Raw genomic sequence first — 12,992 nt, 5'->3', positions numbered from 1 at the left:
GATTATTCTCTCCCTACTCGTGTGATCTCATCCCGCTGGGCGTTGGCCCGGCGCTGATCCATGATGTTACCGTTGATGCTGCTGCGCGAAGAATTGTAGGTGCTGCTCGAACCGTTATTAGACGAGGTCGAGGAGTTACGCAGCGGCGCAACCGTGTTGGTCGCGTTGCCGCCCGTGGTGTTCTGACCACGCAGCATCTGTTCCAACGGCAGCACCATCAGGTTGCCGCCCTTGTCGTTCACCAGCACTTTGCGGGTGCTGCTCAACACGCGTTCCATGGTTTCAATGTAGAGACGTTCACGAGTGATTTCCGGCGCTGCCTTATACTCCGGCAACACGCGAGCAAAACGAGCCACTTCACCTTGCGCTTCCAGGACGGTACGCGTTTTGTACGCGCGAGCCTCTTCCAGAATACGCTGAGCCTGACCGTTCGCACGCGGCTGAACTTCATTGGCATAGGCTTCGGCTTCTCGGATGTACTGCTGTTCGTTCTCACGCGCGGCAATGGCATCGTCGAAGGCGGCTTTCACTTCTTCCGGCGGACGGGCTGCCTGGAAGTTGACGTCCAGCAACGTGATACCCATGTTGTACGGACGAACGGTTTCTTCCAGTACGCGTTGGGTGTCGGTACGTACGATGGTACGACCTTCGGTCAGAATCTTGTCCATCGTGTATTTGCCGATGACGCCGCGCAGCGCACTGTCAGTCGCCTGACGCAGACTGTCGTCCGCATTGGTCACGCTAAACAGATACTGTTCCGGTTGTGTCACGCGATACTGAACGTTCATTTCAACGCGGATCACGTTCTCATCTGATGTCAGCATCACACCAGACGTCGCCAGTTCGCGCACGGATTCGACGTTGACCGCTCTGACGTCATCAATAAACGTGGGTTTCCAGTTCAGGCCAGGGCTGACCAGATGGCTGAACTTGCCGAAACGGGTCACAACGCCGCGCTCGGCCTCTTTGATGGTATAAAAACCGCTCGCCGCCCAGATCACAGCCGCGACCACCACTACTACGCCCAAAATACGTCCGCCGGAGCCGAAACCGCTGCCGCCGGAACCTGAGTTTTTTCCACCGCCCAGCTCACCGAGCTTTTTGCTCAGTTTGCGGAAGATGTCGTCAAGATCCGGTGGTCCCTGATCTCGGCCACCTTTGTTATTTCCGCCAGAGTTGCCGCTATTTTTATTGCTGCTCCCCCACGGGTCGCGGTCCTGTCCGTTATTACCGGGCTGATTCCACGCCATGTTTTAGCTCCATTCATTATGATAGGTGTTCTTCGGGGTCAATGTCCCAGAGTTCATCAGACTATACTTCAACGATATAATCTTCTAATTGCTGCTCCTGCTTACAGAGACGACGCCAGTCGACGATAGGCATTCTGATTACCAGACCAACGCTGCCATCTTCTTCTATCCATTCTTTTTCTATTGCCTGAAGCTGGTAAAAACGGCTGCGTAAGCGCCCCTCCTGCGGAGGCAACTGCAGGGAGAACTGCGCGATCTCCCCCGACAACCGTTCGGTCAATGCCTGGAACAGCAGAGGTATTCCTTCGCCGGTTTGCGCCGACAGCCAGACTCTGACCGGTTGGTGCTCTGCATTGCGATCGATGCGCGGGGCAAAATTGTCCAGCGCATCGATTTTATTCATGACGAGCAGCGTCGGAATTTCATCGGCTTCGATTTCCGTCAGCACCTCGTTAACCGCATCAATATTTTCGTCCATGCGGGGATCGGCCGCATCAACGATGTGAAGCAATAGCGACGCCTGACGGGTTTCCTGCAACGTGGCTTTAAACGCCGCGACCAGATCGTGAGGCAGTTCGCGAATAAACCCGACGGTGTCCGCCAGAACAGTATCGCCCACATCAGCCACGTCGATCCGACGAAGCGTGGGATCCAGCGTGGCGAAAAGCTGATCGGCAGCGTACACATCCGCGGCTGTCATTTGATTAAACAAAGTGGATTTACCCGCGTTGGTATACCCCACCAGCGATACCGTAGGCACATCCGCGCGCGTACGGGCGCGTCTTCCCTGCTCACGCTGTTTTTCCACGCGAACAAGGCGCGACAAAATCAGACTAATGCGGTTACGCAGCAGACGACGGTCGGTTTCAAGCTGTGTTTCACCGGGACCTCGCAGCCCTATCCCGCCCTTTTGGCGTTCAAGGTGAGTCCAGCCGCGCACCAGACGCGTAGCCAGATGGCGCAGCTGCGCCAGCTCGACCTGCAGTTTCCCTTCATGGGTGCGGGCGCGCTGGGCGAAAATATCAAGAATCAATCCGGTCCGGTCAATGACCCGGCATTCGCACAGACGCTCGAGATTGCGCTCCTGTGCGGGTGATAAAGCGTGATTGAACAACACGACGAAAGCGTCGGTTTCTTTAACCGCCTTGGCGATCTCTTCTGCTTTACCCTCGCCGACAAAATACTTGGGATGAGGCGCTTTGCGACTACCGGTGATCACCTGTAGCGATTCGATTCCGGCAGAAGACACCAGAGATTCGAACTCCAGCAGATCTTCAGTATCTTTCTCTTGGGAAAAGTGAATATGAACTAGTATGGCCCGTTCACCGGCTTCATAACGGTCAAACAACCGAACAACCTCTCAAACAAACAAATGCAGCCACAAACGGGGAAACGACGTGATGCCCTTTCCCCGCTGAGGTAAATCGGTAATAGCCCTTATTCAGCGTCATCGCTTTCCTGAGGCTGCGACTGCTGACTCGTCGTGTTATTACCATGATAGTTATTCGCGCCAGGATTATTGCTGTGATGAGACACCGGGCGAGACGGAACCACCGTAGAAATCGCGTGCTTATACACCATCTGGCTAACCGTGTTTTTCAGCAAAATCACAAACTGATCAAAAGACTCAATCTGGCCCTGCAACTTGATGCCATTTACCAGATAAATAGAAACTGGAACACGTTCACGACGCAAAGCATTCAAGAACGGATCTTGCAAAGATTGCCCCTTAGCCATTCTATATTTTCCTTATTTGCTTGTTGTTTGTAACAAAGAACCCTGTGGCTCTAAAATAGCGGTATAAAAATTTGTGCCGAGAATCAGCCAATTGTACACAATCGTCCAACCTATGCACTAACAACCTGCATGACCTTACCCAACGCATCCTGCGGCTCATCGCTATCAAGCCAGCACACATTGTCCCACCCGCGTAACCAGGTTATTTGCCGTTTGGCTAACTGTCGGGTAGCGCAGATCCCACGATAAACCATCTCGTCGTAATCTATTTCACCGGACAAGTAGGACCACATCTGGCGGTAACCGACGCAGCGGATGGAAGGCAAACCTGGATGCAGATCGGCACGAGCGAACAGCGCGCGTGCTTCCGTCTCAAAACCTGCCTGCAACATCTGTTGAAACCGTAGTGCAATACGCTCGTGCAATAATTCGCGCGACGCGGGAGCGATGGCGAACTGGTGCACCCGGTAAGGCAGCGCTTCACCCGATGTTTTTGTCAGTTCGGTTAAAGTGTTACCTGAAACAGAGAAAACTTCCAGTGCCCGCGACAGTCTCTGCGGATCATTTGGATGAATCCGAGTGGCAGCAATAGGATCTATCTCTCGCAGCTCATTATGCAAAGCTTCCCAGCCTTCCCGCTGCGCCCGCGCTTCAATTTCCCGCCGTATTTCCGGATCCGCTGGCGGCAAGGGCGAAAGCCCCTCGAGCAGCGCCTTGAAGTACAACATCGTCCCCCCTACTAACAGAGGGATCCGACCGGCGGCGGTGATCTCCGCCATTTGTTGCAGCGCATCGCGGCGGAAGTCGGCAGCCGAGTATGCGTCAGCCGGGTCGAGGATATCGATCAATCTGTGCGGTGCCTGCGACAATTCTTCGGCGGTAGGCTTGGCGGTACCGATATCCATTCCTCGATAGATCAGCGCGGAATCCACGCTGATCAGCTCAACCGGGAGGGATTTCCGTAATGCCATGGCTAACGCCGTCTTTCCGGAAGCCGTCGGTCCCATAATGAAAATGGCCGGCGGGTACTGCGTTGTTTCACGTTCAGTCATGCTTTAAAGCCTTGATGGCGGACTCAATATCCATCACATAAAGAAACTCTGATGGCGGAACTTTGACCCGCTCGGGACAGAGACGTTCAATATCCGCTAACAGTTGTACCGCTTGAGCCTGAGTCCAGTTCTCGTGCTCGCTGTACAACCGCCGCGCTATCCACGCCGCCACCTCATCAGAATCTGACTGAGGGCAATCAGCGAGATAGCCTAACAGGTCAGAAATCAAGTTTTGTAAATTTTGTTGTCTTAATGGTAAAGGTACCGCGCGCAGCGTGACGCGCTGCTGCTCAACCACGATATCGATACCAAAATGCGCCAACCGTTTTTGATTCTCCGTCACCGCCGCGCGCTCTCGACTTCCCAACGTGAGACGCTGAGGGATCAGCAATGGCTGAGGCCGTAACCCCTCCTCGCCGGGCGTCATCTGCGCCTGACGGACATAACGTTCAGCGACCGGCAGAGACAGCAGGGCTAATCCCTGCTGATATTCCACTAGCGCATAGCAAGGCGGATAAACGCTTAATACACGTCCTAAGCCTTCCGACCGACTGGCTAACGGCGGTTCGCCTGAGTGGTCCGCGCTACGTGGGTGTGGGAAGCGGCAGCCGAAGCCGTCGCCTCATCGCCTGAAGGTATCGACCGCTCAGAGGCAGGCTGTAACAGTTTTTGATACAGATCCCCCTGCTTACGCTGATACCCCGCGCCATGAGGATACGAGGCGGGCGGGCGCTCCTGAACTTTGCCACCGGAGGTCTGAATTCTCGGCGGCTCGGGTTGCGCAGGCCGCGCGAAGTGGTTCTCCCCCGCAGCGGTACGGTTTTCCTGCTGCCAAACCGGCGCTGGCGTCTCGCCCGGAGGGGTCACCGCCAATGCGGGCGCCGCCGCCTGTTGAAGCACCGTCATCACCGCCTGATAGATGAAGTCATGCACCAGGCGCGCCTGATGAAATCTCACCTCGTGCTTGGCCGGATGCACATTGACATCCACATGGTGCGGATCGACTTCCAGATAGAGGACATACGCAGGCTGTTGATCGCTTCGCAACTGATCCTGGTAGGCCTGACGGATGGCGTGGTTAATCAACCGGTCGCGCATCATCCGCTGGTTTACGTAGCAATACTGTAGTTCCGGCAACTGTTGAGAGCCAGTGGGATCGGCCACCCAGCCGCGGATCTTCAGATCGCCATGTTCCCAGGAGACGGCCAGCGCATGCTGAATAAACGCCGTGCCGCAGATGCTACCCAGACGCCGCTCATGCTGCGTTGGATCGGTCACCGCCCGGTATTGCCGCACCAGCTTGCCATTGTGGTGAAGATTGAATGCCACATCGAAGCGAGCCAGCGCGATACGGCGAACCACCTCGTCGATGTGCATAAATTCGGTTTTTTCAGTACGCAGGAATTTGCGGCGCGCGGGCGTGTTGTAGAACAAGTCCAGGACTTCCAGCGTGGTGCCGACCGGATGCGCGGCCGGTTTCACCGTGACCGCCATATCCCGTCCTTCGGCGTACGCCTGCCAGGCTTCGTTTTGGTCGCTCGTGCGGGACGTCAGCGTCAGGCGCGAAACAGAGCTGATACTGGCCAGCGCTTCGCCGCGAAAGCCCAGACTCATGATGGCTTCCAGATCGTCAAGCGTCGCGATTTTACTGGTGGCATGACGCGCCAGCGCCAACGTCAAATCCGTTTTGCCGATCCCGCTGCCGTTATCGCGGATACGGATGAGCCGGCTACCGCCGCGTTCAATGTCGATATCAATGCGCGTCGCTCCGGCGTCCAGGCTGTTTTCCACCAGCTCCTTAACCACGGACGCGGGCCGTTCCACTACCTCGCCAGCGGCGATTTGGTTAGCCAGTTGGGGGGGTAGAACCAGAATCGGCATCTTATCTCCTTGGTTGACTGCAATGTCGGCCTCAGGTGGCGGGGATAACCAGCGTTTGTCCGAGTTGTACCGTCTGCGATGGCAGCTTGTTGGCCTGCTGGATTGCTTTCATGCTGACATCGTAATGGTCCGCAATCGAACTCAGACTATCACCGCGCACTACCTTATGCGTCACCTTCTTCGCCGTCGTGGCTCTCTGTGTCGCCGGGGCAGCTCTCGTCTGTGCGATAGTCGATTCCGCGCCGCCCGGTATCCTCAACCGTTGCCCGACCCACACCACGTCTTTTTTCAGGTGATTCGCGTCGCGTATCGTCGACGGACTGACGCCGTAGCGCGACGCAATCCCCGACAACGTTTCGCCTTTTCCGACGGTATGCCGCGCAGCAGGGCCAGCAGGCGTCGTACTGTTGGAAACCACCGGTTTGGAGACTGGCAAAATGGCAGGCCGTTTGTCATGTTTGGGCGCATTCTGCAAAGGATGCGTTTCGAAATAGCCGCGCAACCCCAGATAGATCGCTTTTGCGACGCGTTCCTGATAATCGCTGCTGCCTAAAAGACGTTCTTCGCCAGGATTGGAGATAAACCCGGTTTCGACCAGTAACGACGGAATATCCGGCGAGCGCAGCACGCCGAGGCTGGCATGTTCGGGGCGGACTTTGTGCAAGCTGCCGACGCGCTGCAATTCACGTAACACCTTCACCGCCACATCATAGCCGACACGCTGTGAGTGCCCGAACTGGAGATCCAGCACCGCCTGACTCAGATAAGGATCGGCGTTGTTATTCGCCAGCAGGTCGCCCGCGCCGCCCAGCAGCTCAGACTGCTTCTCATGCTGTTCAAGCCAGGTCGCCATTTCGCTGTTGGCCCGGCGGTTAGACAGCACCCACACCGATGCGCCCGTCGCGCCGCGGTTAGGGGCGGCGTCCGCGTGGAGTGATACCAGCAGGTTGGCCCCCTGCTTACGCGCCACGTCGGAACGGCCCATCACGGAAATAAAGTAGTCGCCGTCCCGCGTCAGCACCGGTTTGAATACCGGGTCTTTGTTCAGCAGCTCGCGCAGCTTGCGCGCAATGCCGATAGTCACGTTTTTTTCCTGCAGGCCGCCGGGGCCGATAGCTCCGGGATCCTGACCGCCATGCCCAGCGTCAATCGCGACCACAATTTCATCGCCAGTCGACGTCGGACGGCGCGCAGACGCACGCGTCGGGGTCGCTGAAGCGCTACTGGTCACCACCGTCGGCTTATTATTGAACGGACTTTGCGGCGGCTCGGCAGGCTTAACGGGTTTCGAGGCCGCTCGGGCTTCCGTTGGCGAGGTTCGGTCGGCTGCGCGCGGCGACTGCTCGGCGCTCACCGTGAAAACAACGGTGTAGTTATCGCCGTGCTTCGTCGTCGTCGCACGCGTTTTGGCAGGCTTCGTCAGTTCGAAGACCAAACGCAGGCTTTGCGCGTCCTTCGCTTCGCTGGTACGAATGCGATCGATCAGGTTGCTACCGCTAAAGGCGAGCGGCAACCCTTTGATCACGCCGGTTTGCCGGATGTCGATCACAACCCGGTCGGGATTGCTGAGCGGGAAAAACGCATAGATCGGCTGCCCGCTGAAACTGAGGGTGACCTTTGCCAGCCCGGAAGCGTTATCGACCTGAATATCTGAAAGATTCGCAGCCCAAAGCGGCCATGACAGGAAGAGAACAACGCCAAATAAAGCCTTCATCAACCGCACGATCATCACGTCTACTCCGACTGACCTATCCAACGCGCCGCAATGTGTTCGCCTGTGTCCGACAACACCTGAATCTCCGCCTGACGGCCCGCATCCTGATAGCTCAGGCGCAATTCCAAATCAGCAGGAGGCAATATTCCCGCGCCCTGCTGAGGCCATTCGATCAGGCAGATGGCATCCTCTGACAAATAGTCGCGAATGCCCATGAACTCGAGCTCTTCGGGGTCCGCCAGTCGGTACAGATCGAAATGGTAAACCGGACGCGGCGATAGCATGTAAGGCTCCACCAGCGTGTAAGTGGGACTTTTGACATTGCCTGTGTGTCCGAGCGCCTGTAAGAACCCTCGGCTCAGCGTGGTCTTGCCCGCGCCCAAATCGCCATAAAGATAGATAATCACGGTGCGGTCGCAGGCTTGAGCCAGTGTCGCACCAAGTGCAATAGTTGCCGCTTCGTCAGGCAGAGGTAGAGAAAATGTCTTCATTCTGTCTTTTCTAAGGATATCCACTCAGGGTTTACATACTGCGCCAGTACAGGCATCAAATCCGTCGCCAGCATGCCGCGGGGGCCACGCTGTTTCGCCAGCCAGTCGGCGGCGGCGCCATGAACCACACATCCGGCTCTGGCCGCGTCATACAACGAAAGTTTCTGCGCCGCCAGCGCACCGATAATGCCGGAAAGCACATCGCCCATCCCCCCCGTGGCCATGCCCGGGTTACCGACGTCGGCGATAGCAGCGCGCCTTGCTCATTGGCGATCACCGTTCCCGCACCTTTCAGTACCACGACGCCGCCGTAGCGTTTCACGAGCTTTTCCGCTGAAAGTAAGCGGTCACTTTCAATATCGGCAACGCGACAGTTCAGCAGCCGTGCCGCCTCGCCGGGATGGGGCGTCAGGATGCGATTCTGACGTTTATGCGGGCTGATTGCCAGCAGGTTGAGCGCATCCGCATCCCATAACATGGATTTGTTACAATTTTCTGCGATCCGAAGGGCATTTCTCCCCCATTCTCCCTGGCCCAGACCAGGGCCGATCACCACCACATCAGCCCACTCCAGTCCTTGTCGCAACGTCGCCGTATTGAGCTCCTGAACCATCAGTTCAGGACGAGACACCAACAGCGCAGCGAGGTATTCACGGTGAGTGAGTACTCGCACTAAACCAGCACCCGCGCGCAGAGCCGACTCACCAGCCATGAAAATCGCACCGCCTGTGCCCGCGTCGCCGCCGACAATCAGCAGACGGCCGTTATCTCCTTTGTGCGCTCCCGGCCGACGCGGCTTAAGCCACTGAGAAAGATGGCGCGGCGTGAGACGCTGGATAGCGCGTCCTGAGACTTCACCCACGCTGACAGCGCCAGATCGTCGATGCGCAGCCGCCCAACATGGTCGCGGGCCTGACCGGTTAGCAGACCGGGCTTCAGGGTAATGAACGTGATCGTATGTGCGGCGTCGATCACCGCGCCTGCGGCATGGCCGGTTTCGGCATTGAGTCCTGAGGGAATATCCAACGCTACCGTGGGTGCCGCGTGCGCATTGGCCGATTCGATCAATCGGTCGTAAGGGGCTCTCGGCGCGGCGGAAAGACCGGTGCCCAGCAGACCGTCGATAATGAGATCGACATCATCAGGCCAGACGGATTCCGGCGTCAGCGCAGTGCCGCCATCGGCGATCCACTGCGCTCTGGCCTGTTCGGCTTCGGACGGCAGCGGACGCTCTCCGGGACAGGCTATCACCGAAATGCTTAGGCCAGCGGCTTTCGCCAGGGTTGCAACTACATACCCATCGCCGCCGTTGTTGCCGTGTCCGGCAAGAACCAGCCAGTGCTGGGCCGACGGGTACTGCAAGCGCGCCAACGCAAATGCGGCGGAGCCTGCTCTTTGCATCAGCGTATAGAGCGACACGCCAACCGACTGCGCCGCCCCCGCCTCCTCCCGCCTCAGCCAGTCGGCCCGAAAGACCGTATCAGGTAATGCTTCGGATACAGAATTGATGCTGCAATCGATCATGACATGCCCCTTCTCATTTCTGTAGATGCGCCCTCACACCGGCACCGGGCGTGAACGCGATAACGCGGCCCCTCAGCAATCACTCTTCACTTCAGGCGTCACCCACGCTGACTGAAAATGCCTCATTCTTCCGAAAAGGCAGCGCAAACCGCTATCAGTTTACTCCGCCACACGGCGTTGGCGAATGACAGGGCCAGATAAGCGAGAGAAACGCGCGGTGAAGGGTCAATCAGGAGGGGATGACGATGAGGGTGAAAATACACCGATTTTGCACCGGTCTCGCCTGTGGATAAATTTAAAAACTCTTTGCCAATCAAGCGTGACAAAAAGTACAAGTGATCAAAGTGGCGTTTTTTATCTAAAATTTATCTTTTGAATTCATGGAGATAAAAAACACCGTTCCCTGGACCCTCGGTGTGTCATCAAACACCGTCGTCAAGAAATCTGTGGATAAGTCTGTTTAAAAACTTATGAGATTTACTTTTGCGGAAAGCAGGAATGCTCTTGGAGAGATAAAACCGATAGCGCTATTAGCAATAGGGAATCAATTTATGCCCCGGGTTTTGTAACACACTGATTTATAAGGATTTTAAAATACAGCATGCTTAGGGGACGGCATTATGGCTCAGTGAATCCGAATTGGCAAGCGTTTTGACTCTTCACTCCTCGACGCGCAGTAAGACCGCGATATTCCGTCTATCGCCGTTCCCTGTCGGCAGGCGACTCTGTCCATGCCCGTCAAAAACGACTCAATTAGGTTAGTTCAATAATCAGACAATAAATAAAAAAGATGGAAATTTTTTTCGGTTTGACGGGCAGAATGGGATACCCAAAAGCAGCCGACCCGCAGAGGCTCTCTCCTGCGGCCGTTCGTGCCATCGCCTTCATATAGAGGGGCCTATGCCTGAATTCTCGAATCTCATCACTTTTGCTTTGATCTCGCTGGGGCTGGTACTAACGCCCGGCCCAAACATGATTTATCTGGTTTCCCGCTCGTTGTGTCAGGGACCCAAAGCAGGGCTGATTTCGCTGGGCGGCGTTGCGCTGGGATTTGTGTTTTACATGCTATGTGCGGCGGCGGGGATTACCGCGCTGGTCATGGCGATCCCTTATGCCTACGACGTTTTACGCTTTGGCGGGGCGCTTTATCTGCTGTATCTCGCCTGGCAGGCCGTCAGACCCGGTGGGCGTTCGCCGTTTGAAGTACGGGAACTGCGTCCGGACACGCCGTCCAGACTGTTTTTCATGGGCTTCGTCACCAACTTGCTCAACCCCAAAATCGCGGTGATGTATCTCTCGCTACTCCCTCAATTCATCACCCCGGAGCAGGGCCATGTACTGACGCAGTCTTTGATGCTCGGCATGGTGCAAATCGCCATTAGCGTCAGCATTAACGCACTGATTGCCGTCATGGCCGGCTCTATCGCCGTCTTCCTGACGAGACGTCCTTTGTGGAGCGTGATCCAACGTTGGCTGATGGGAACCGTTTTGGCCGGGCTGGCCATACGGATGGTAATGGAAGGGCGCCGCTAGCGAAGAATACCATCAGTAAGGCATGCATCTCGATGATGGCAAGCGTCACTGTGCCTATGGCAAAAGGCCCTCAACGTTTGCAAGTGCTTACTTTTTTTATTAGGAAAGGGAAAAAACACGTCAGAAGCCGCCCTCCTTTCTTCTCCAGAACGGACGCCTGATTGACGTCCGTCGTCATGCAAAATGACGTTTATCTGCTGAAGTAGTTAGCCCCAAGCGTCTCTTTATCTGTGTCGTCATTGACGTGGAACGAGGAGAGGCTCCAGCGTTTACCCGTGCTGACCTCGCCGAGATACAGCTGGTATTGACCTTCAGAGGTAGACGAAAAGAAGACATAGTCTGTGCCATTCACAGGGAAGGCATCAGAGTTATTACTGTCGCAATCGTTAATCGACAGTTGTTCAGCCTTGTCGCTGGGATTCACCTTGGTGTACAGCTGGTCGGTTCCGCTCGAATCCTTCCAGCGAGAGTAAAAAACTCGTCCATCCTGACGAACCGTCGGGTAGTAGGCTTCCAGACCATTCGGCTTGTCGAAGACCACCTTTTTGCCGGTAGCGAGCGTCAGTCTGTATACGCCTGTGACGCCCGACTCCTCTCCTGCCGCGTAATACACCTGCTTGCCATCCGCAGACGGATACGGCATCGAGCTTTCGATGGTTGATGAGGAGTTGGTCAGATTGGTCTGCGAGCCGAACACTGGCGCCCCGTTGTCGAAACTCAACGTCGCCTTCATCACATCGCCGTCCTGCTTGAAAAACAGCGCGCTGCCATCGGCGCTAAACTTGGGATCCTCGTTGCGGGTATCTCCCGTGCTGTTGGTCAGGTTAACCGGCAGGTCGGCCGAGTCCACTCGCCACATAAAGATATTCCAGGCATCGTCCTTGATACCCATAAAGGCCAGCCATTGACCGTCGGGACTGAATACCGCGTTCATAGGGTCCTGAATCCCCCACGATGATGAAGACACCTGCGTCACTTTTTTAGCCGCAAAATCATAAATAAAGATCTGGCTGGTGCCATCTTCGTAGCTGACGTAGGTGTGGTAGGCGAGCTTGCCTTTCAGCGTGGAGGGAAACGTTGAGTCACTTTCCGTGGTGTGGTCGGAAATACATTTGGCTTGAGAGTCCGCGGTGAAACCCGCCAAAAGCGCGCCGCACATCAGCGCGGTTGCCCATAATTTGGGTTGCATAGTTAAAGCATCCTTACCTTATATGAATGTGTCCTGGCCGCGACCTCTCGGCGATAACCCCATCATCATTGACATAAAAAGGCTTATCACTTTGAGTGTTAACGACCAGTCATACCTATGATTACGCCCGTAATCCCGATGTTTTTAGGGTTTCCGTCGTGACATAGTCAAATATATCTTAAGTATCATCATGTGGCGGGTAAACCGGATTGACGGATTAATCAACACTTTAGGAAAGATGAACGGGATCGGGTAAGCCTCTCGCACGCGGTATGCTTACCGTATTCACCCGCATGCTGACTGACGCTCAATATCTTGATTCATCTTGGACTAAAGAAAGGTACTAGAAATACCTAAGCCTGCCTCTCAGGCAAAAAAACTCAATGCTTTCAATATAGGAATAAAAAACCAGGTTTATTGAGAAGAGATGATGACGTTAATATTTAATACATAACCTTGCTGTTTGACTCCGTCATAAAACAGAGATTTATTGGATTTGTTTTTATCAACACTAGCAATCCAGCAAATGCTGGTCGATGATAATCGATATTGCAATGACTAAAATGCATCATTATTTACCGTGTAGGGAACTTTTTAAGAACTTTTAAATAACCTTCTACG

At 55.3% G+C, this 12,992-nt stretch carries 9 protein-coding genes and 2 pseudogenes; 1 reads left to right on the top strand and 10 read right to left on the bottom strand.

Annotated features, from left to right (window positions below; all coding sequences use genetic code 11):
* Positions 1-2: 2 nt before the first annotated feature.
* From hflK to nnr, 9 genes and pseudogenes are all read right to left on the bottom strand, one after another.
* On the bottom strand, positions 3-1,250 hold the full coding sequence (gene hflK, locus AU509_RS07635) for an FtsH protease activity modulator HflK (RefSeq protein WP_085651258.1): 1,248 nt from the start codon (positions 1,248-1,250) through the stop codon (positions 3-5).
* Positions 1,251-1,311: 61 nt separating this feature from the next.
* Positions 1,312-2,598, bottom strand: coding sequence for a ribosome rescue GTPase HflX (gene hflX / locus AU509_RS07630; protein WP_085651257.1), 1,287 nt, complete (start codon positions 2,596-2,598; stop codon positions 1,312-1,314).
* Between the two features lie 89 nt (positions 2,599-2,687).
* Positions 2,688-2,987 carry an RNA chaperone Hfq gene (gene hfq / locus AU509_RS07625; RefSeq protein WP_085651256.1) on the bottom strand — a complete coding sequence of 100 codons (300 nt, stop codon included), beginning with the start codon at positions 2,985-2,987 and terminating at the stop codon, positions 2,688-2,690.
* A 110-nt stretch (positions 2,988-3,097) separates the two neighbouring features.
* On the bottom strand, positions 3,098-4,039 hold the full coding sequence (gene miaA, locus AU509_RS07620; RefSeq protein WP_094118059.1) for a tRNA (adenosine(37)-N6)-dimethylallyltransferase MiaA: 942 nt from the start codon (positions 4,037-4,039) through the stop codon (positions 3,098-3,100).
* Positions 4,032-4,601, bottom strand: a pseudogene (locus AU509_RS19050) (DNA mismatch repair endonuclease MutL); the annotation flags it as partial. The pseudogene AU509_RS19050 and the gene miaA, both read right to left, overlap by 8 nt.
* Positions 4,595-5,920, bottom strand: coding sequence for a DNA mismatch repair endonuclease MutL (gene mutL, locus AU509_RS07615; RefSeq protein WP_409359753.1), 1,326 nt, complete (start codon positions 5,918-5,920; stop codon positions 4,595-4,597). The gene mutL and the pseudogene AU509_RS19050, both read right to left, overlap by 7 nt.
* Before the next feature lie 31 nt (positions 5,921-5,951).
* Positions 5,952-7,649, bottom strand: coding sequence for an N-acetylmuramoyl-L-alanine amidase AmiB (amiB, locus tag AU509_RS07610; RefSeq protein ID WP_085651253.1), 1,698 nt, complete (start codon positions 7,647-7,649; stop codon positions 5,952-5,954).
* A gap of 5 nt (positions 7,650-7,654) precedes the next feature.
* Positions 7,655-8,125 carry a tRNA (adenosine(37)-N6)-threonylcarbamoyltransferase complex ATPase subunit type 1 TsaE gene (gene tsaE, locus AU509_RS07605; RefSeq protein WP_094118058.1) on the bottom strand — a complete coding sequence of 157 codons (471 nt, stop codon included), beginning with the start codon at positions 8,123-8,125 and terminating at the stop codon, positions 7,655-7,657.
* A pseudogene (gene nnr / locus AU509_RS07600) lies at positions 8,122-9,649 on the bottom strand (bifunctional ADP-dependent NAD(P)H-hydrate dehydratase/NAD(P)H-hydrate epimerase). Before nnr ends, tsaE begins: the two are co-directional and overlap by 4 nt.
* A gap of 900 nt (positions 9,650-10,549) precedes the next feature.
* On the opposite strand from nnr, the gene AU509_RS07595 reads away from it, so the two are divergent.
* The gene (locus AU509_RS07595) at positions 10,550-11,182 is read left to right on the top strand and encodes a LysE family translocator (RefSeq protein WP_094118057.1); all 633 of its coding nucleotides are present in this window, start codon (positions 10,550-10,552) and stop codon (positions 11,180-11,182) included.
* A 190-nt stretch (positions 11,183-11,372) separates the two neighbouring features.
* On the opposite strand, the gene AU509_RS07590 is transcribed toward AU509_RS07595, so the two are convergent.
* On the bottom strand, positions 11,373-12,371 hold the full coding sequence (locus AU509_RS07590; protein WP_094118056.1) for a TolB-like translocation protein: 999 nt from the start codon (positions 12,369-12,371) through the stop codon (positions 11,373-11,375).
* Positions 12,372-12,992 lie beyond the last annotated feature (621 nt).

It is taken from the genome of Lonsdalea britannica (assembly GCF_002111595.1).
Lineage (GTDB): Bacteria > Pseudomonadota > Gammaproteobacteria > Enterobacterales > Enterobacteriaceae > Lonsdalea > Lonsdalea britannica.
Note: the sequence above shows the minus strand (reverse complement) of the source record. Positions and strands in the feature narration are given on the sequence as shown.